This is a genomic window from Pseudoalteromonas sp. ABE4_541, from assembly GCF_056312285.1.
The window spans coordinates 52,834-72,204 of record NZ_JBSVEM010000023.1 but is presented as its reverse complement, the minus strand read 5'-3'; the positions used below and the strand labels follow the sequence as shown (position 1 = coordinate 72,204).

17 protein-coding genes and 2 pseudogenes are annotated in these 19,371 nt (G+C 42.4%); 5 read left to right on the top strand and 14 right to left on the bottom strand.

Annotated elements, in window-relative coordinates; translation table 11 throughout:
• Positions 1 to 203: 203 nt before the first annotated feature.
• The 5 genes from ACW689_RS18530 to ACW689_RS18510 all read right to left on the bottom strand — a co-directional run bounded on the left by ACW689_RS18530 (position 204) and on the right by ACW689_RS18510 (position 5,670).
• Positions 204 to 698 carry a hypothetical protein gene (locus ACW689_RS18530; RefSeq protein WP_476293593.1) on the bottom strand — a complete coding sequence of 165 codons (495 nt, stop codon included), beginning with the start codon at positions 696 to 698 and terminating at the stop codon, positions 204 to 206.
• Positions 699 to 816: 118 nt separating this feature from the next.
• Positions 817 to 1,290 carry a hypothetical protein gene (locus ACW689_RS18525; protein ID WP_476293592.1) on the bottom strand — a complete coding sequence of 158 codons (474 nt, stop codon included), beginning with the start codon at positions 1,288 to 1,290 and terminating at the stop codon, positions 817 to 819.
• A gap of 498 nt (positions 1,291 to 1,788) precedes the next feature.
• Positions 1,789 to 3,288, bottom strand: coding sequence for an alpha,alpha-trehalase TreF (gene treF / locus ACW689_RS18520; protein WP_476293590.1), 1,500 nt, complete (start codon positions 3,286 to 3,288; stop codon positions 1,789 to 1,791).
• A 9-nt stretch (positions 3,289 to 3,297) separates the two neighbouring features.
• Positions 3,298 to 4,560 (bottom strand): MFS transporter, encoded by a 1,263-nt coding sequence (locus ACW689_RS18515; protein WP_476293588.1) that lies wholly within the window; start codon positions 4,558 to 4,560, stop codon positions 3,298 to 3,300.
• A 102-nt stretch (positions 4,561 to 4,662) separates the two neighbouring features.
• Positions 4,663 to 5,670 (bottom strand): LacI family DNA-binding transcriptional regulator, encoded by a 1,008-nt coding sequence (locus ACW689_RS18510; RefSeq protein WP_476293586.1) that lies wholly within the window; start codon positions 5,668 to 5,670, stop codon positions 4,663 to 4,665.
• Between the two features lie 305 nt (positions 5,671 to 5,975).
• On the opposite strand from ACW689_RS18510, the gene ACW689_RS18505 reads away from it, so the two are divergent.
• The 3 genes from ACW689_RS18505 to soxR all read left to right on the top strand — a co-directional run bounded on the left by ACW689_RS18505 (position 5,976) and on the right by soxR (position 9,302).
• On the top strand, positions 5,976 to 8,231 hold the full coding sequence (locus tag ACW689_RS18505) for a TonB-dependent receptor (RefSeq protein ID WP_476293584.1): 2,256 nt from the start codon (positions 5,976 to 5,978) through the stop codon (positions 8,229 to 8,231).
• A gap of 122 nt (positions 8,232 to 8,353) precedes the next feature.
• Positions 8,354 to 8,854 (top strand): MgtC/SapB family protein, encoded by a 501-nt coding sequence (locus ACW689_RS18500; RefSeq protein WP_476293582.1) that lies wholly within the window; start codon positions 8,354 to 8,356, stop codon positions 8,852 to 8,854.
• Entirely contained in the window at positions 8,838 to 9,302 is a 465-nt protein-coding gene (gene soxR / locus ACW689_RS18495) for a redox-sensitive transcriptional activator SoxR (RefSeq protein ID WP_476293581.1), read from the top strand. Before ACW689_RS18500 ends, soxR begins: the two co-directional genes overlap by 17 nt.
• 14 nt (positions 9,303 to 9,316) lie before the next feature.
• Here the strand turns inward: soxR and ACW689_RS18490 are convergent, their stop codons facing one another.
• Both ACW689_RS18490 and ACW689_RS18485 read right to left on the bottom strand, forming a co-directional pair.
• Positions 9,317 to 9,787 (bottom strand): DUF2269 family protein, encoded by a 471-nt coding sequence (locus tag ACW689_RS18490; RefSeq protein WP_476293579.1) that lies wholly within the window; start codon positions 9,785 to 9,787, stop codon positions 9,317 to 9,319.
• Complete coding sequence (locus ACW689_RS18485; RefSeq protein ID WP_476293578.1) at positions 9,763 to 10,428, bottom strand: hypothetical protein; 666 nt, start codon at positions 10,426 to 10,428, stop codon at positions 9,763 to 9,765. The genes ACW689_RS18490 and ACW689_RS18485 overlap by 25 nt, the downstream gene beginning before the upstream one ends.
• A 380-nt stretch (positions 10,429 to 10,808) precedes the next feature.
• Here ACW689_RS18485 and ACW689_RS18480 point away from each other — a divergent pair, with 380 nt between their 5' ends.
• The gene (locus ACW689_RS18480; RefSeq protein WP_476293576.1) at positions 10,809 to 11,558 is read left to right on the top strand and encodes a substrate-binding periplasmic protein; all 750 of its coding nucleotides are present in this window, start codon (positions 10,809 to 10,811) and stop codon (positions 11,556 to 11,558) included.
• A 66-nt stretch (positions 11,559 to 11,624) separates the two neighbouring features.
• Here the strand turns inward: ACW689_RS18480 and ACW689_RS18475 are convergent, their stop codons facing one another.
• From ACW689_RS18475 to ACW689_RS18460, 4 genes and pseudogenes are all read right to left on the bottom strand, one after another.
• The gene (locus tag ACW689_RS18475; RefSeq protein ID WP_476293574.1) at positions 11,625 to 12,077 is read right to left on the bottom strand and encodes an N-acetyltransferase family protein; all 453 of its coding nucleotides are present in this window, start codon (positions 12,075 to 12,077) and stop codon (positions 11,625 to 11,627) included.
• A complete protein-coding gene (locus ACW689_RS18470; RefSeq protein WP_476293572.1) occupies positions 12,074 to 13,066 on the bottom strand; it encodes a hypothetical protein in 993 nt (330 codons plus the stop codon). Before ACW689_RS18470 ends, ACW689_RS18475 begins: the two co-directional genes overlap by 4 nt.
• Positions 13,067 to 13,548: 482 nt before the next feature.
• Complete coding sequence (locus ACW689_RS18465) at positions 13,549 to 15,528, bottom strand: methyl-accepting chemotaxis protein (RefSeq protein ID WP_476293571.1); 1,980 nt, start codon at positions 15,526 to 15,528, stop codon at positions 13,549 to 13,551.
• Between the two features lie 785 nt (positions 15,529 to 16,313).
• Positions 16,314 to 16,676: pseudogene (locus ACW689_RS18460) on the bottom strand (transposase); the annotation flags it as partial.
• A 60-nt stretch (positions 16,677 to 16,736) separates the two neighbouring features.
• Between ACW689_RS18460 and ACW689_RS18455 the strand changes: the two are divergent.
• Positions 16,737 to 16,976, top strand: a complete 240-nt coding sequence (locus ACW689_RS18455; protein ID WP_476293569.1) for a transposase — start codon at positions 16,737 to 16,739, stop codon at positions 16,974 to 16,976.
• A gap of 202 nt (positions 16,977 to 17,178) precedes the next feature.
• Here the strand turns inward: ACW689_RS18455 and ACW689_RS18450 are convergent.
• The 3 genes and pseudogenes from ACW689_RS18450 to ACW689_RS18440 form a co-directional block, all read right to left on the bottom strand.
• A pseudogene (locus tag ACW689_RS18450) lies at positions 17,179 to 17,553 on the bottom strand (transposase); the annotation flags it as partial.
• Positions 17,554 to 17,771: 218 nt separating this feature from the next.
• The gene (locus ACW689_RS18445) at positions 17,772 to 18,743 is read right to left on the bottom strand and encodes a transposase (RefSeq protein ID WP_476293567.1); all 972 of its coding nucleotides are present in this window, start codon (positions 18,741 to 18,743) and stop codon (positions 17,772 to 17,774) included.
• Positions 18,744 to 18,926: 183 nt separating this feature from the next.
• Positions 18,927 to 19,331, bottom strand: a complete 405-nt coding sequence (locus ACW689_RS18440) for a hypothetical protein (RefSeq protein WP_476293566.1) — start codon at positions 19,329 to 19,331, stop codon at positions 18,927 to 18,929.
• Positions 19,332 to 19,371 lie beyond the last annotated feature (40 nt).

Sequence of the window (19,371 nt, the reverse complement as noted above, 5' to 3'; positions counted from 1 at the left end):
CTGTAAAACGTGACTTTTTCATTGTTGTCTCCTGTTTGTGATATTACAGAAAACTCTAATTAAACATGTCTCATGTTAAGGGAAGTGGACAAAAGATTCACCTAACGCCGCCATAAACGGCAGAAAATAGCTGGCTAAAATTAGCGACGTAGGAGCACAAGCCAGCTGTTTTGTGTCCTTTGTTTTATGGCCTTGTTATATGACTATTTTCCTAAGCTTTTGAAATTAGATATTTCATAAAGTTTATCGCCTAAGCTAACAAAATTCTTTAAGTTTCTTTCCTGTGTCGAAGCTCTAGGTTCCCACAGGCATGTTTTAGAATACCCAGCACCATTTTTAGGCTTAAAACACCAAGTTGAACCATCCAACCCTCTTGTACTGTCTTCCTTTAAGGTAGCTTGAACTATTCGATACAAGTCTTTCAAGTAGATGACTGTACCGGAATCTAACTTTGCCATTGATTCATGCTTTATTGTTGTTTTCAATGGCCAGTTGGTTGAAACAGGTTCAATGTATTCTGACAATAAATAACTCACTTCACCCGAGCAGAATTTGAAGTAATAACTCCCATGAAAAGAAGTGGTAATTTCAAACTCAAATAACTTGCCCCCAAGCACGTCGGTTTCTGAACAATTAGGGAGATCGTTAGAAAATGCATTGAAGCTAAATACTATTAATAAAGCTAAGGTCTTGTTCATAACTTAAAAGGCATATAACGCCCGCATAAGAGGCTGATAATGCTTGGCTATACTGTGAAGCGAAGCGGAACCGAGCCAAGCGTTAGCAGTCCCATCACTTAATGCGCTTGTTAGAGGTTTATGCATCAGCCCCTGATTTTTGTTGCCAATATGATAACCAACAACACAAAACAATACAGCTTATCGCTAAGAAAAAGCAGACTAAAATATACCCCCCACTTATTAAAGTAGGTTCAACAAATATTATTGGAGGTAATGAAATAAAAATAGCGCCAGCAATAACTCTGTACATACCTAATAAACTGAAGCCAACTTGATCTGATATTTGATGTAGTTTGTGTTTAAAGTTTGATACTGCAGTTATTGGCGAATAAAAGTTTTTATTAAATCGCCAAATAATAAAGTGACTAACAGCCAAAACAGCAAAATAATAAACAAGGTAATCCGGAGGAGTCATTGATTTAAGAAAGCTAATCACACCTTCTACACCTGAATTTTGAAGCATTAAAAAGCAAGGGATACTCCCTAAAATAATGGAGCAACATAATTCTCTGAACACAAAACTCCATGGTGTAATTTGAATTCGTTCCATCGAAACCTCTAACAGTGTATTAGCGTGAATTCGCGTTAATGTTCTACCCATTAGGCCTACAGCACACTAATTTTCGAATTTAATTTTGCCGAATATTAGCACTTTAACTGTCTCTTTGTCCTCAAAAAATCAACAAAGACTGAAGGGAAAACGAGAATTTACTTAAACGAGCATTTCAACTAAATAACGAAGCGAGGAAAAGGTGCCATATATCAAACCATTACCACCAGACCACTCGCTGCATCTGAGTTTGCTTGCCTACTTATTAAGGGGGTATCGAGTGACCATTTTTGGCAAACAAAATTATACCTGTATAGGAATACAGAGTTGCGCATAATGGGCAAGATTATATTTTATCGCCAAAATGTAGGTAAATTAAAAACGATACGTCTATGTTCGAGTGGAATGAATGCAGCAACGCAATGGATGGATTGCTGCATGAGTAAAAGTTTTGATTGCTTAGCTTATGTTCAATTTGCGCATTGAAAACGCTTGGAATTAAACTTCGCCGAATAGCTTTATCAATCTGCTGGTAACGCCATTCGTCCAGCCAAACCCTTGCTGTACTTGATACTCGCCACCACCAGCCATTTTATCAGGCTCGCACACGTTGTATTTTTCAAGTAAACAACCGCGTTTAGCAAAGTCATTTTTCAGCATGCTTAACCAGCTATTGGCGATTTCTCGCGCCTGAGCTTCGTACCCATAACGCATTAAGCCTTGAATGGCGAACCATTGCAGTGGCGCCCAGCCGTTAGGGCTATCCCATTGTTGCGACGTTTGCGCTAAACAGCTTACTAATCCGCCTACACGTAAAAACTCATTGCGTAATGTGTTACTCAGCATCTGAGCTTGTTTATCACTCACAATACCCACAAATAATGGTACGACACCCGCTAGGCTTTTTACCTCGGTATGACTATTCGTGTTTAGGTTGTAGTCATAAAACCAGCTTTGTTTTTCATCCCAAAGATGCGTGAGGATTGCTTGCTTTCTGTGCTCGGCACGCTTTGCAAATGCGCCTGCGCGCTCCGCTTGGCCTAGCTTATCTAAGCACTGAGCCAAGGTATTTTCTAATTCATACAACAGTGCGTTTAAATCAACAGGCACACGCGAAGTGGTATTAATCGTTAGTAAGCTTTGTGGGTCATCCAGCCAGCGGGCACTGAAGTCCCAGCCAGACTCACATGCCGCACGAATATTACGATGAAATGCTTCTCGCTGTGCTTCAGATAATTGTTGTGCGTCAGCAATATCTTCAGCATAAGATTCCGGTCTTGGTTCTGGTTTATCATCCCAGTACCGGTTTAGCTGTGCGCCATCATTCAGTTGTACCACGCGTCGGTGAGCTTTCGTATTGGCATCAAGTCGTTCTTCTCCCGCGTGCCAAAATGCATGCTCTTTTAGCATCGCATCAACCATACATTGCAGCCATTTAGTATCGGACTTTTTATATGGCAATAGCATATTGACCATAAGCGCCAGTACAGGTGGCTGAGAACGACTGGTATAGTAAATTCGGTTACCGTTAGGCACACACCCAAAGCGTTCGATCAGGCTAACAAAGTTATCGACCATGGCTTCAATCAAGGTGATGTTCCCGCTATCTTCAAGCCCTAACGCGGTAAAGTAGCTATCCCAATAATAGATCTCGTTAAATCGCCCACCCGGCACCACATAGTCATGTGGCAATGCCAGCAAAGAGTTATTACTTTGCGAAAAGCGAGCACGCTGTAGTTTTGGCCATAGCGCATAAATATAGTCTTGCACCGACCTAACATGGTCGAGCGCTTGTAATTCAGGCTGCGCGGCAAAGGTAAAATGCGCTTGAACAAAATCATTTAACGCAGTGTTATCTAAATTACTCGGTTGTTGAGCATAGGCTTCTTGCGCTGCTTGCCAACTTATATTCGGAATGGCGTCAGCAAAAGTCTTACTATCAGCAAATAGGCCACTCAGCTGTACATCCTTAAATAAGGTCGTGTATTCAAACTTCATAACAATCTCTTAAGCGGTGACAGCGTTTGCTGGTGTACTGCGTTTTTTAAATAAAAACAATGAAACAACAAGCATACAAAGTGGTACGAGTGCGCAATAAAACGCGTGTTGACCACTAAAATGCTCAAAAATATAACCCGTTAAAATTGAACCCGTAGTACCACCAAGTGCGGAGAAGATCACTATCATGCCCGTCATGGAAGCGTGTTGATGTTTTTCCAAGCTGCTTAAAATAACCGAGTTGAGTACTGGATAAATCGGTGCCATTAGTAGACCAATCAAAGGCATAAGATAGGCCGCCAACGGCGCATCAAACACGGAGTGAACTGTTTGCTCGGGTATGTTTTGCGTCATCGGCAAAGTAAGTAAAATGAGCGCCCCCATACCCACCAAGCAAATGTTGAGCAGTACATACCAGTGGCACGCTTTTAAAATTTGCCCTGCCAGCAAACGGCCAAGGGCCAAACTTGCAGCAAAAATACTGGTAAGCTGCACACTCACATCCACGGGCAAATGCAAAATTTTATTATTGAAGGTTGGCAACCAAGTGCCTACCCCCTGCTCAATCAACACATACAAAAAAGCGGAGATAATAAACACCAACACCAAGGGTTGATAAGTGAGCTTCAACATAGCGGCAAACTCACCTGCAATACTACTGCCTTTGGGTAATGCCTGTTTACTCATGGGCGCCCACACAATGCAAAGCACGCATAGTAAGCTCAGTAAAGCCAACACATAATAAACATTTAGCCAATCGAGCGTATTACCTTGATCACTAATAAAAAAGCTGAAGATCCAATAACCGCTCAGTACACCCACCATAAAAATACCTTCGATGGTATTGAGTAACGCTGAATGAGATGACGGCGAATCGCTTAGTTGCCCAACCAACGCATAAACACTGATTTTTACTACCGCAAACGCACAGCCCACAATGGCGAACAGTAACTTAAAAGCATAAAACTCACCCAATGAAGGCGTGAGTAAACAGATAAACATCACCGCCGCCAGTGCAGCCAAAAGAGCAAGTTTATAACCCACTCTAGGGATCAAAGACGCTACCAAAAATGACATAATGGCAATAGATAAGTCTTTAAACCCCTCAAGGCCTGCTGCTTGGGTTTTAGTTACTGCAAAGCTGTTGATCGACTGCAAAATGACCGTACCGACACTGTTTAGCAAGACTGCAAACAGGAAGTAACAGGCCATCATGGCCAAGATAATACGCGCACGTGATGCATTGTTTTTTGTATTAGCCGCATCTGTCATATAAGAAACTCGCTCTATTTTTCGTTTATTCAGTCTAGCCGCGCAAACAAAATAATGCAATCGTTTGCATTAAGGCGTAATTAAACACCGTTTAATGTGTGTTTAACTCGATTGCCGGCAATTCAGTTCAATCGCTATTTCTTGTGATTCGGCTTGCTCACCGTTTAACTGTGTGATCAGCTTTTCTACCAGAACTTTAGCCGCCTGCTGCGTATTTTGTTTGATGGTTGTTAAGGAAGGATGACTGACATCGGCCATGGCGATATCGTCAAAACCAACCAGTCTTACATCGTTTGGTACACTCACATAACGCTCTTTTAATGCTTTCAGCGCACCGAGTGCAACCATATCACTACAGGCAAAAATACCATCAAAAGTGAGCCCTTGCTCGCGCAGTAGTTGATTAATTGCCTCATAGGCGGCATGGCTGGTGATATCGATTTTAACGGTTTGCTCTGTGCATTTTTGCTCGCTTTGTGTAATGGCCGCTAAAAACCCACGGTGGCGCTCGCTGATCTCTGCATGCCCAGGATCGCCTAAAAACAGTAAATGACGGGCACCTTTTTCAATTAGGTGCACAGTGGCTTGTAAGCCGCCCAAATAATTATCGCTACCCACGATAGGATAATCGCTTGGTGTTTTAGGATCGCCCCACACCACTAAAGGCGCGCCAAGTTTCGCCGCTTGTTCTATGCGACTTTGCTGCTTACCTTGACCCACCACAATGAGCCCATCGGCTCTACGGCCATCAATAAAATAGCCGTGCCAATCGCTGCCGGCCATGTAAGAGTTTGATAGCAACAATTCGTAGCCTTGGCGATTAACAGCTTGATTTATATCGCTGACTACCTTGAGTAGAAACGGATCGTCAATGGATTGTTCAGTGTTTGGATCTAGGTTAATCACCACCGCAATCACTTTGGTTTTTTGCAAACGCAAACGGCTAGCCGCGGTGTTTAAACTAAAATTATGTTGTTTAGCAAGCTGCTGCACATGTTCACGCGTTTGCTGTTTTATGACTGGGTTGTTATTCAGCGCACGAGATGCCGTTGAGGTAGATACCCCCGCCAACTTAGCCAAATCAGCTAATTTTAATTTTTTCTGCTCCACTACAACCCCTAGTACCCAATTACACCAAACTAACTATTTGAGAAGCTAGCATATTACACCATGTTCATGCCATTTCACCGCTACAATAGCAAAATAGTAACGCATTAAATTTGCTCACTTAAAAATAACGCGTATTAAAAAAGTTGCATTAAAGTTATTGCAAACGTTTGCAATAAGCTCTATTTTAAAATCAGCGCCAACTGCAAATGTTCCTCTGTTGGGTTACAGAATTAACTTTTCGGGTTGATGTCGGGCACGGCGCATCACAACAAAATGAATCATATGACAACAAAAAGGGGTTTCCCATGCGCAAGCTCAAGCAATATTCGTTGCTCGCATCCGCCATTGCGGTGGCATTGAGTAATCAAGCAATCGCAGAAGACAAAAACGATCAAAAACAAAAAGTTGAAACGATTGTGGTGTCAGGTACAGCCGGTGGCCGCGGGATCAGAAAGATTGATGCTGGTTTTGCCGTCACGAACATTGACGCGGTAAAAATCGACAAACTGGCACCAAAAAGCACCGCTGATTTACTTAAAGCCGTACCGGGTATTTGGGTAGAAAGCTCCGGTGGTGAGTCTGGTGCAAACGTATTTGTGCGTGGTTTTCCAGGTGGTGGTGATGCCCCTTTCTTAACAGTCAGTTTGCAAGGTTCGCCTGTTTATCCTGCACCAACCCTGTCATTTTTAGAAAACTCATCAATCTTTCGTTTAGATGAAACGATTAGCATGATGGAAGCGTTACGCGGCGGTCCAAACCCCGTTGTATCAAATGGCCAACCCGGTTTAACCACAAACTTTCAATTAAAACGCGGTCATGAAGAAACCGAAGGTACCTTTAAGTACACCACCAGCGACTACGGACTACAACGTTTAGATGCCATGTTTAGTGGTGAAGTAAGTGATGATTTGTATTATATGGTGGGCGGTTATATCAAACGCTCATCGGGTATTCGCGATGCAGGCTTTACTTCCGAGCGCGGACAGCAATTTACCATTAACCTCACCAAAGAATTAGATAACGGCGAAATCAACGTGTATACCCGTCAAACCGACGACACAGGCGCTTGGTATCTACCTACACCACTTAACGTTGAAGGCATAGACGCTGAATACACCCAGCTTGGCACACTCAACCGCCAAGCGACAATCTACGCGGGTGATAGCAACGAGGCAATGGAAATTGACCTTGGCGAAGGTCGTGGTTGGAAGGGCCATGTATCAGGCGGTAGCATAAAGCTAGAGCTTCAAAATGGTTGGCACTTTATTGACCGCTTTAGCCTTACCCAAGGTGATGCGAACACCTATGGATTAGTATCAGCAGGCAGTGCAATGTCGCTTGCCGAAGTACCAGATTATACTGGTGAAGCAACTGGCGCTGTAACGGGTAAGTCATATGCTGCAGATACCCCCGTGCAAAACATGGGTCGCTGGGTGGTTTTAAAAGAAATTGAAGCGTTCACTAATGATTTAGCGTTCAGTAAAACATTTGGTGACTTAGACAGTGCATTTGGTATGTACAGTGCCTCAACTTCGGCAAAAGATTGGTGGAGCCTAGGTAATGCAGCCTATTACGTGCTTGAGTCTGGTGGCGAAATGCTCGATGGCATTGCCTGTAATACGGCGGTTGAAGGGTGCGCATGGAACTACGATATCAACAGCACGGGGGATGCTAAAACACTGGCGTTTTACACCACACAAAGTTACAAAGCGAGCGACAACTTAACCCTTGATTTAGGCCTTAGAAGCGAAAAGCATGAAGTTGAGTATTCGGTTGATGAAGACTTAAACAGCACCATCGACAAAATTGTAAGCTACAACGAAAGAAAAACATCGTGGACGCTAGGTGCTGATTACAAACTTGCCAACGACATGGGCGTTTTTGCTCGTATCAACAAAGGCTATAAAATGCCTTACTTTGATGACTTTAGAGACAACTATAGCGCCTATCAAGGTGGTGAGCGTTTGATCAAAGAAGTATCGCAGCTAGAGTTTGGCTATAAGTTCATGGGCGATAATACTGACTTTTTTGCCACCGTGTTTGCGAACGAAGTTAAAGGCGACACGTTTGTTCGCCGCCCGGGCGAGCCTGCGGAAGTATTCACGTCTGAAGCACTTGGTCTGGAACTTGACTACAACTACAACCATGAATCGGGATTCTCGGTTAATTTGAACGCGACTTGGCAAGATACTGAAATCACCGAACACATTGACGAAAATATCATAGGTAATGAAGGTCAGCGCCAACCTAATTGGCAGTTACGTGTCACACCTAGCTATGACTTTGAAGTTGCAGGTATGTTTGCCACCATTTATGGTACTTTCTCTGCCGTTGATGACCGCTTTGGTAACAATGAAAACACCGTAACGCTTGAAGGCTATGAAAAGCTAGACTTGGGCTTGATTGTTGAACCTGCCGAAGGCGTAAAACTGCAATTGGCTGCCGACAACCTCACTGACGAGCAAGGTATCACAGAGGGTGATCCGCGTAATGTAAACGCGCCAAACGGTCGTTATATCATGCCACGTAGCATCAAATTGAGTGTTAGCTACAGCTTCTAATTAAATCAATTCCTTGGATCTAAAGCCCAGCTGTTTTGTTGGGCTTTTTTAGGTTTAAATTCCTGTCTAACCAGTACATTTTCTATTACACTCAGTGTTTAAGTCATTTAAATGCAATATTCATGGATTTAAGTACCCTATTTAGCATTGATCCCATGCAATGGTCACATATTGGCGCAGCCATTTTGGCAGGTTCCATCATTGGCTTTGAAAGACAACTTCGTGGTAAACCTGTCGGAATAAGAACCTCTTCACTCATCGTACTGGGCACCTATGCCTTTGTGATGCTATCTATCCAAGTTAACAATGCGGCCGCTGATCCGTCTCGTATCATCGGCCAAGTTGTCACCGGTATCGGTTTTTTAGGGGCTGGTGTGATGCTTTCAAAAGAAGGTGTGGTAGTGGGTGTAACGTCAGCGGCCGCCATTTGGATGCTCGCCGCTATTGGCGTATCCATTGCTGTTATTGGCCCTCTCATCGCAATTAAGCTTGCTATTATTGTGGTCACTATTTTGTATGGCGTTGATCTGTTAGAGTCAACCTTTACCAACCTCACCCGTGGTGTGCATAGTAAATACACAGGATGGAAAACGCGAGTTAAAAAAGATGTCAAACAGCAGTAAACGATTACAAGATGCCAATTTAACACCTGGTTATGTTGCCAAACGAAGCGGGGTTAATGTCTCCGCCCTGCACTTTTACGAGCAAAAAGGCTTGATCCGCAGTTGGCGCAACAACGGTAATCAAAGGCGTTACAAACCCGATGTGCTGCGTCGCATCGCGGTGATCAAAGCCGCCCAAAAAATGGGCGTAACATTGGAAGAGATCAAACTCACACTCAGCATGCTACCTGATAATCGTACCCCAAACAAAGAAGACTGGGCTAAGCTTTCAACCACTTGGCAGCAACAACTTGACGAAAAAATTGCCTATATGCAACGCATTCGCAATCAAGTAAATGGTTGTATTGGTTGCGGGTGTTTATCTATGAGCAGTTGTCCTATGTACAACCCTGATGACGTATTAGGGGATAAAGGTAGCGGTGCTTTGCTGTTAGGTAAAGATTGGTAGTAATCAATACCTTTTTATATCAGCGGATGTTTACTAACCGCTAGGTACATGACCAACACAACTGAAAGTGGAATTAACAGAATAGCCAACCTTGTAAACGGTCCATGATACATTGCTATCCAATATTTTTGCCGAGCGCTCGTGTGTTTACTTAACGACGCTTTTGCAACAAGCCAATTACCCAGCAATATATCGACTAACTCCAGAGGCAAAATAATCAAACCAACAATCATTAATTTTTGCCAAAGCCAGGGGGTGGCAAACCATCCAGCAATAGCCGCCATATATAACCCAGTAACCAATAAAACGATAAATGCGATATGCTCTAATGTCACCATTGCGAAAAAAGCTCTGTTTATTTTTAGCTTAATTGATTGGCACGCTTCATGTTCAACCGCTTTAAATACTATCCAAGCACCAAAAGCAGGGCCAAGCCACAGTACGATAGCCCCAATATGAATTAATTTAAGGAGTGAGTATTCCATTTTGGCCTTAAGATTTGATGAGCAAAAATAACCATCCAAAGTGTACTTAGTACCATACTAGATGCTGTAAAGAATTCGGCAGCCTTAAGCTCACCCAAAGCAATAGACACCGACAGTAACACCCCTAAAACCCAAGCAGTCACTCCCCATACCGCCACCCACGTTTTCAAGAGCCCTTGCTGAATTGCCAAATATGTTAAAAGTAGCCCGCCAATGTTGTACAGCCCATTCCCCAAGTAGCCTGTCAGGTGCACAGCTATATGCTCAAATAGTAAAAAGGTGGACTCTTGCATGTTCAAACTCACAATTTTAGGCAAAACGAACGCATAAATTACCTCTGCGGTTAGATCTGGCGCAATGCCTAAGGCCACCAAAAGCAGGCCTGTCATCTTTTTGAAATCGGCTTTAAGCTCATCGGCTAAAATAATACAAAATACTAATAGCCCTAGGGCGCAAAACATCCAGACTACCCAAGAGAATGCCCAAAGAGTTGAATTATCTGATATAAACTCCATTCTTTGTGCCACAGCGGTATCAATAGGCAGCCCATTTCGCATAGGTCCATTCATAAGTAAACACGCAAAAGTGATCAGTAAGGCAACCATGTAGGTCGTTATAAATTTGATTTTGTATTGTTTCATGTATACAAGCCGTAAATAGCTAATTACGTTCTAAAGTATGTTATATCATGCCCCTAGTAGAGGTAAATGCTTATGCTGTTGATAAATTAAAGCGATTTTCAAACAATGCCTTACCTCATATTCTCAGGTAAAGTGCCGATAGGATTGATTCAATCGCTAGGTCCATTTTTACGTGTCTTACATGTGTTACCTACAGTACGGTAAATAACCAGTAACACTAAGGGTTGGATTCAGCAAAGTAGCCCAGTTGGCAGAAGATATATATTTTTCCTATTGGGGACTAGTAATAGTGAGATAAGCAGCAATTAAGCATTAGCTTGAATGCCTCAGGTCCAAATATATTCTAAACTCTTCGATAAGCGCTTTTTTGGAATATATCTATGCGACTTCAAATCATGCTGTTTCTTTTTGTATGTTCCCAAACAAGCTTTGCGAACAAGGCCCCTCTTTTGATAAACAGCCCAGATTGGCTTCCTTATTTCACATATGATGATAAAGCTGGTGGATATGCAAAAGAGCTTTTAAAACATTTGCTAAATGATAATGGTTATGTGTATAGCTTTGTTCCCTTGCCCATTGAACGAGGAAACCAATACATTAAAACCGGAAAACTAGACATCTCAGTGCTTTCATATAAACCAGAAAGAGAGCATTTTGTTCACTATGCTAATTTTCCTCTTTTCACCATACCGTTGAAGTTCGTTTCAAGGCCTGAACACGCGAATATTCAAAGTGTAAAAGAAATTAAACCACTGCGCTTTGAATACGTCAGAGGCGTATCCTATACCAAAGAGATCAGAGAACAGGCAAATAAAAACGAAAAAGATGCCCACACGTCAGTAACCTTAGAACATGCTTTAAAAAAAATAATAGCGAATAGAAGTGATATTACAGCCGCATCCACTCATTCAATCATTTCTGTACTAAAGTCTCTTGGATACCCAAACACATTAGAAATGGGTGCGTTTGTGATAAAAGAAAAAGTGTATTACATCACTATATCGAAGAATTCAAAAAACATTACCGAGCCAACTGTTTTTTTCGAAAAAATGCGAGAGTCGCTGCATAAAGCCGAGCAAACTGGCTTTACCAAGTATTTATCTGTTAAATATCATTTAAGCATAGAATAATAAGCCTTCATGCATCACTTCTGTTACCAAATTGGGCTAACATTGGCAGTCATGGCCAAGATAAGCCTAAGATTTAACATCCCAATGAAATAAGCCTTTAATATTTTTCTTCGCACCTAGTCGCTCATAAAAATTGATTGCCGCGAAGTTATCACTTTCCACTTCCCACTTTATTCGGGTGGCACCACTGGCAACACAGACTGCTTTGGCTTCAAGCATTAAAGCTTCACCAATTTTTTTACCGCGAAATCGCTCCCACACAAAAACATCATCAATGTTCATGTAGATAGAGCCTTGCCATATAGAGTAATTCCATGTGAAAGAACAATAGCCCGCAACTTCACCTCCTATTTCAGCTAGTAATACACCAAAGGAAGGGTTGTCACTAAACCCAAACTCAATGAGTTGCTCTTTTGAAGTAACAACAAACTTCGTTTGGTTATGGTGTTTTGCAATAGCAATAATTAAGTCATAGACAGTATCCACATCTGCTAATGTCGCTTTTTTCACTCTTATCACAGGTTATTCCTTTTACTCTTAATTTGACTAATAAAGTGCTCAGCTCTATCGACACCAATATATACGCTATCAACACAACCTATCGGCTGAACAAGTTCAATTTTCACGTTGGGTGACCCCGTATAGTTGTATCTTTTTACGTTTTGAGCACGAGAAATTGGATCTTTGTTATGAACCACGCTTGCAATGTTAGCGAGAGGAACCACCAAAGCGTGATAAAGCCCATAACGAATAACCAGCGAAGTACCATTCAAAGAAATCGGCCTTTTGGAAATTGCTCTATACTCTGCTATAAAGAAAACCAAGCTAAACAAAGTAAGGGTAGTCACGACGTTAGCCGCAAACGGCGACCAAACAAAATGAAGTAGCACATGCACAATCGGCATTTCAAACGCGATTAGTAATATAAAGCCGAGTAAATTGCTTTGCGCACCATCTTTTTGATGATAACTAAAGTGTTGCTCACCACTAAATGCATCAGGCTTCACACGTTTGGCAAACAGGGCATAAGTCCACATACGGGTTTCAAAACACAAAAATTTTGCCAGCGGGCCACCACCAACGTATCGTTTGATAGGTTGCTCAATGGAAAGATCAGGGTCTTGTTTTTTATCGAGCGCGGTTTTAATTGCTAAGTAAACCGTCATGATCGCCATCAGCTCAAAAAGTACCATCACTGCAAGTACTAAATAGCGCCCGCTTTCAAGGTAATGCCAAATCAGCTTACTTTGCTCTGGAATAATGTAACTCCCAGCCAGTACAGCCAAACAACCCAACACTATCGACTTAAGTAATGCTTCATTTTTATTTTTAATACAGAAAAAACATACAAGAGGCAGAGCAACAAAGGCATCAAATAGAAACAACCATTCAAAGTTTGCTTGGCCATAGTCATTTAACGCGTTATTACTTTGGTAATAAAAGCCCCATCCGATTGAGATATACAATAGAAACAAAAATGGAATTTTTGATTTTAAAGCACTATTCATTGTTACCTTCCTAGCATCCTAAGCAATCCAAACATTAATAACCCGCTTAGCTAAGTTTGTCTTTTCAATTAGTTAGTATCAGGTTTAGTGGGCAAATATAATCAGCGTGACTGTTATTAGCCTTGAATAAACTTGCTTTATATTTTTTACTTTATGACATTCACCATTGCTCCACGTAGCATAGAGCGTATCACATTACGAACCTATTAAGGGTAATTTTTTTGCGTTGTTGATAGGAGAAATCGAATTATAAACAATGCCTTATCTCTTATTCTCAGGTAAAGTGCCGATAGAAATGATTCAATCGCAAAGCCCTTATTGCGTGTCTTACATGTGTTAAGCGAACTTAGGCTTATTTAGGATAGGTATAAGATGGTGTATCAGCAGGCACAGCCCTCTGTGTCAATTTATGACGGGCCGGATTTGAGTAAGGCCGAATTGCACGAAAAATTGCGCAGGTCCGGCCTGAATATTTGAACAAATTAAGCAAGCTTAAAGTTTTGTGTGATCTCTTGCAGGTTATTACTCAGTTTATTGAGCTCGTGACTCGCAGAGGATACCTGATCTGCACCCGCCGCATTTTCAATGGCAGCCTGTTTGATAGACTCAATACTCAGTTTTATCTCTTCAGTCGTCACGGATTGTTGATGCGAAGCTGTAGCAATGACTTCTGCACTTTGGGCAATTTGATCGATTTGCTGCACACTTTCATGCAAAAGTGTAGCGCTGTCATTGGCGGCAGCTATGGTTTCTTTTGTCGCTTCAATCGATAAATGCATCTGAGTCACTGCTTGCTGCGTACCCTCTTGCAAGCTATTGATCATAGCTTCGATATCAGTAGTAGAATCTTGTGTCTTTCTCGCTAGCTGTCGAACTTCATCAGCAACAACCGCAAAGCCTCTGCCATGCTCACCAGCACGGGCAGCCTCAATCGCTGCATTGAGCGCTAATAAGTTGGTTTGCTCAGTAATGGTTTGGATCACTTCCAATACTTGACTGATATTTTGTGCTTTACCTTCAACTTGTTTAATCACTTGCTCTGCATTATCAATGGCGTTACTAAGCTCAGTCATTTGTACAACCGTTGCCTGTAGGTTTTCATTGGCCGAACTCGATGTGTGCTGTGCACTGTGGCTCAAATCAGCAACAACTCGGGCATTTTGGGCAACTTCTTCAATTGATTGGTTCGTTTGCTCCATGGCCAAGGCAACTTGCTCTATGTTCGCGTGCTGCTCTTGCAAACTGGCATTGGCTTGATTGCTCGCTGCACTTGTTTGCTGTGCCGTACTAGCTAGTTGTGACGTAGACTCAACGATTGTACCCAATATGCTATTTAGCGACTGATTCATTCTTGCCATCGCACCATAGACTCCTTCATACCGAGTTCGCTCACAAAAATCTTGACGCAGATCACCTTGTGCTATCTGTTCACTGATGGCCCGCATTTGGCTAGGCTCACCACCAAGCGGCTTTATAATAGAACGAGACACGATATACGTTATGCTCACAACGCCACCCACTGTGAATAAGGCAATAACCCCAATAATCCAGTTCATGCTGTAAATAGGTGCAAACGCTTCCGCTTTGTCTATTTCTACGAGCAGTACCCAATTCAAGCCTTCATAACTAAAGGGCGTATAAGCAGAAAGAACAGGGTTGCCGTTATAATCAATGATGATCTGAGTGTCAGATGTGCCTCTTAAACCAGCACGAACGGCTTCGGTGTCCACCCCATTTTGCTCAATACTACCAGCGAAACTTGCAAGAATAGAGTGGCCGGTTGGGTCTAAGTATGAATCAGAGCGCATTCTCTTATCATCCCCCACCAAATAAGATTCACCAGTTTCTCCCATGCCGCTGCGAACTTGCATGATACTATTGATGGCATCAATAGATAGTTGCAATGCAATGATGGCTTCTACTTTGCCATCAATGACCACAGCCTGACCGACAAATGCAGCTGGCTCATAGTTGCTAGGCGCGTATCTTGAGAAGTCTTGAATAACAAAACCATTATTATATCGGGCGTTTTGATACAACGAGGCCAATCCTGAATCGCGGTATGGCCCAGACACAAGACTAGTTTGATAATCGGGTTCTTTGGCTACTGTGTATTCCACAAAGCCATCTGGACTAATCACAAACAGATCGTAATAGCCATTAGTCTCTATGAATGTATTAAAGAATTCATGATGTTGCTCCGCCATCGTTTTCAGAGATTGGCGAGTATCATGCACAGTTGTCGCCTTCCACTCAGACACCAACACACTTAGGTCTGCTTTTTTAGCGTCGAAATAACGAGTAATTTGCGTATGTTTGATCTCTCTTATCGACGTCAGCTGGTTATAGGTTTGCTGTTCAATAGTCGAACTGGCCGTGAATAGCGCCACGAGCGATATCATGCCAGCTGGAACGAGGCCAACAAGCAAAAAAGACAACAATAAACGGGTTTTGATACGCATAATTACTCCACACAACTTTAAGCGGCCGCGGAGTGTACATGAATATGACAGTTTTATGAATGGTAATAGAGGTACAAAAAGTAAACGAATGTCAAACCATAAGGATGGGTGTAAATTAACACCCTAATACTTATGGCTTTTTGACGACTAACCCAGTTGAGCAATTTTTGATAAATTTAGCACTTTCATTATCGGCAGCTCATAGCCACTCTTACAATTTAAAAGAACAGACTTAAACTTCGCCTGACAGGCGGCTTTGAGCGTTCAAGAAACGGTCGTTCATCTAACTCATTCCTGCCCCTAAGCGAGTTAGTATGAATGCTCTAAGCGAAGAACAGGTGTTGGTAGCGAGTAAAGCTATGTGAGCTTTTACACAAAGTGCTTAATTTTAAGAAAATTAAGTTAAGAAAATTAATAAGAAATTAAGAAGAAATTAAGTGACACCCACCACTATCCATAAATTAATAAGAAATTAAGAGTCGAAATTAAGTGACACCCACCACTATCCATGGCTATGCAGCACTTAAAAGTCAGTAACAATAGTTGCACAGAGAAAATAAGTCAGAGAAAATAAGTGACACCCACCACTATTCATATTCAAGCTGAGGAAGTGAAATAAAAACGTATAAAAACACTCCAATCACTGGGTTGGGTACAAACACATTTTTCGATAGGCCAATTTTTAGCGCCCAAACGTATCTCTGCACCAAAACCGGGTTATCGCGCACGACAAAGCGCTGTAAATACAACAGTTATAGATTTTTGAGTTGATAGTACTTGTCTGACTAAGACAACAAGCGCTCGCAGTTTGTTAGATTCGTGCGCCGTCGTTTTTGAAGTGTTTCGCAGTAAGTAGTTACTGTCCGCTCTCGACCAACCGCGCCGCGGAATACCCGAGAAAACTGAGTTGTTAGTTTTATCCAGTTCTTAGGCTCTATATTTAATCGAGTAAGAATGGGCTGCGCTTCGTTGATATAACCACGCTTGTCAGCGCGAATACATTGGCCTGTTAGTTCAACTAATTCAATATAGGATTTGAGTTCAAAAGGCAGGCCTTTAGCCATATGTTTTCGTGGGCTACCAGCAACACGTAGTAGGCTTTTGGGTTGTTTTCCCTGCTTAGCGTGGTCGATGCGCTTTTTGATGTTCTGCTTTAATCATACAGGACACTTTAATAATGGAATATAATCCAATTATTGAGGTGTTAAATGACAAAACGAACAAACAGAAGTTACACAGCAGAATTTAAACAAGAAGCTGTGGCATTGGTAACCGAGCAAGGTTACAGCGTACCAAAAGCAGCTGCGTCTTTAGGTATCACGGATAAATTGCTCTATAACTGGAAAGCTAAGTTTGAAGCTGAGCAATCTGGAGCTGACTTGAACGCGGATGAACGAGCTGAGCTGTTAAGGCTCCGTAAGGAAAATAAAGAGCGAGAAAATAAGTGACACCCATCACTATTAATATTCAAGCTGAGAAAGTGAAATAAAAACGTATAAAAATACTCCAATCACTCGGTTCAAACACGTTTTCCGATAGGCCAATTTTTAGCGCCCAAACGTATCTCTGCACCAAAACCGGGTTATCGCGCACGACAAAGCGCTGTAAATACAACAGTTATAGATTTTTGAGTTGATAGTACTTGTCTGACTAAGACAACAAGCGCTCGCAGTTTGTTAGATTCGTGCGCCGTCGTTTTTGAAGTGTTTCGCAGTAAGTAGTTACTGTCCGCTCTCGACCAACCGCGCCGCGGAATACCCGAGAAAACTGAGTTGTTAGTTTTATCCAGTTCTTAGGCTCTATATTTAATCGAGTAAGAATGGGCTGCGCTTCGTTGATATAACCACGCTTGTCAGCGCGAATACATTGGCCTGTTAGTTCAACTAATTCAATATAGGATTTGAGTTCAAAGGGCAGGCCTTTAGCTATACATTTTCGTGGGCTGCCAGCAAAACGTAGTAGGCTTTTGGGTTGTTTTCCCTGCTTAGCGTGGTCGATGCGCTTTTTGATGCTTGTGTAGTCTGAAAATTAAATTTAATGACATCCACCACTATTAATATTAAAGCTGAGGAAGTGGAGTAAAAACGTATAAAAATACTCCAATCACTGGGTACAAGAGCTCTTTTCGACAAGCCAATTTTTAACGCCAGAGTGTATCTCTACACCAAAACCGAATTATCGCGCACGACAACGCGCTATAAATACATCAGTTATAGACTTTTGAGTTGATAGTGTTTGTCTGACTAAGACAACAAGCGCTCGCAGTTTGTTAGATTCGTGCGCCGTCGTTTTTGAAGTGTTTCGCAGTAAGCGGTTATTGTTCGCTCTCGACCAACCGCGCCGCGGAATACCCGAGAAAACTGAGTTGTAAGTTTTATCCAGTTCTTAGGCTCTATATTTAATCGAGTAAGAATGGGCTGCGCTTCGTTGATATAACCACGCTTGTCAGCGCGAATACATTGGCCTGTTAGTTCAACTAATTCAATATAGGATTTGAGTTCAAAGGGCAGGCCTTTAGCTATACATTTTCGTGGGCTGCCAGCAAAACGTAGTAGGCTTTTGGGTTGTTTTCCCTGCTTAGCGTGGTCGATGCGCTTTTTGATGCTGGTGTAGTCTGAGGTTTCAGGCGTTGCGGCGATTTTCGCCCTAATGGGGTTTAAGTCTACGTAAGCGAGACAAGCAGCCAGTGCGGCTTCATCCAGTAATGCTTGAGATTTAAATCGTCCTTCCCAGAATCGACCTGTACAATTATCTTCTTTATTTGCTCGGCGGGCGATGTCTTCGTTAAGTACCCGCATAAACCAGCTAATATCCGCGAGTCTTTCCCTGTACTTGGCTACATGCTCATCGAGTATCAACTGTTCCGACTCTTTGAGTGGCTCTCCCTCAATGAGCTTATGGGTTATCCAATTGCCTTTGAATAACTTGTGCCACCGTATCACAATTGCCCTATCCGACAGACGCTTAGCCTTTTTATCATCAACATATAAAACAATGTGAGTATGATTACTCATCACGGCATAAGCACAGATATCAATACAAAACACAGACCCCAACATCAGGAGCTTTTCTTCAACCCAATCCCGGCGGTGCTCGTATGATTTGCCCGTAAACCTATCTTCACCGCACAGAAACGCGCGCCTTACGCAACGGGAGATACAGTGATAGTATTTGGTGTCGGTTAAACTGATTTGTCTTTTACGGGCGGTTGCCATCGTTTCGTTTCCTCAATCCTTTGAGTGCAGGATCAAAGCTTAGGCGGCATTTTAGTAAGGCGCAAATTTGTGGTGGGTGTCAGCGATTTGTTTCATCAGCGATTTGCAAATTTGTGGTGGGTGTCAGCGATTTGTTAATTGTGGTGGGTGTCAGCGATTTGCGAGCGATTTGTTTCAATCTTACTAATCTATCTCTTCTTGGGCTTTGTTTTTCGCTTTCATCGCCTCAAGCTGCGCTTTTTTCGCCTTCTTTTTCGCTTCACGTTCTTTTTTGCTCATTCTGTTTTTGTGCTTTTTACCTTCTTTATTTGCCTTATCTCTGGCTTTTTTCGCTTTTTCTCGTTCTTTGTGAGAACGCTCCTTTTCAAACTCTCTTTTCTCTAATGCAGCTTCTCGCTTTTCTTGCGCCAGTTCCCGCTGATTTTCTCTTCGCTCTTGGGCACTTTCGCGGCGCTGCTCGGCTTTTTCCTTTGCTTGTTCACGCATTTGTTCTGCGCGCTCTTTGCTTTGCTCGGGGTCTTGCGCACCGGCGTTTACCGCCCACACGGTTGATATGGCTAACAAAACGCTGATTAATGTCTTTTTCATCCTGCCTCTCCTATCACTTATCCCAAATGCATCTCGGGTA

Bases quoted from the DNA above. Each gene is read 5' to 3' on its own strand.
- ACW689_RS18465 (WP_476293571.1), bottom strand. From the start codon at position 15,528: ATGCGTATCAAAACCCGTTTATTGTTGTCTTTTTTGCTTGTTGGCCTC.
- ACW689_RS18440 (WP_476293566.1), bottom strand. From the start codon at position 19,331: ATGAAAAAGACATTAATCAGCGTTTTGTTAGCCATATCAACCGTGTGG.
- ACW689_RS18515 (WP_476293588.1), bottom strand. From the start codon at position 4,560: ATGACAGATGCGGCTAATACAAAAAACAATGCATCACGTGCGCGTATT.
- ACW689_RS18500 (WP_476293582.1), top strand. From the start codon at position 8,354: ATGGATTTAAGTACCCTATTTAGCATTGATCCCATGCAATGGTCACAT.
- ACW689_RS18485 (WP_476293578.1), bottom strand. From the start codon at position 10,428: ATGAAACAATACAAAATCAAATTTATAACGACCTACATGGTTGCCTTA.
- ACW689_RS18530 (WP_476293593.1), bottom strand. From the start codon at position 698: ATGAACAAGACCTTAGCTTTATTAATAGTATTTAGCTTCAATGCATTT.
- ACW689_RS18470 (WP_476293572.1), bottom strand. From the start codon at position 13,066: ATGAATAGTGCTTTAAAATCAAAAATTCCATTTTTGTTTCTATTGTAT.
- ACW689_RS18445 (WP_476293567.1), bottom strand. From the start codon at position 18,743: ATGGCAACCGCCCGTAAAAGACAAATCAGTTTAACCGACACCAAATAC.
- ACW689_RS18525 (WP_476293592.1), bottom strand. From the start codon at position 1,290: ATGGAACGAATTCAAATTACACCATGGAGTTTTGTGTTCAGAGAATTA.
- ACW689_RS18455 (WP_476293569.1), top strand. From the start codon at position 16,737: ATGACAAAACGAACAAACAGAAGTTACACAGCAGAATTTAAACAAGAA.
- ACW689_RS18505 (WP_476293584.1), top strand. From the start codon at position 5,976: ATGCGCAAGCTCAAGCAATATTCGTTGCTCGCATCCGCCATTGCGGTG.
- ACW689_RS18490 (WP_476293579.1), bottom strand. From the start codon at position 9,787: ATGGAATACTCACTCCTTAAATTAATTCATATTGGGGCTATCGTACTG.
- soxR (WP_476293581.1), top strand. From the start codon at position 8,838: ATGTCAAACAGCAGTAAACGATTACAAGATGCCAATTTAACACCTGGT.
- ACW689_RS18480 (WP_476293576.1), top strand. From the start codon at position 10,809: ATGCGACTTCAAATCATGCTGTTTCTTTTTGTATGTTCCCAAACAAGC.
- treF (WP_476293590.1), bottom strand. From the start codon at position 3,288: ATGAAGTTTGAATACACGACCTTATTTAAGGATGTACAGCTGAGTGGC.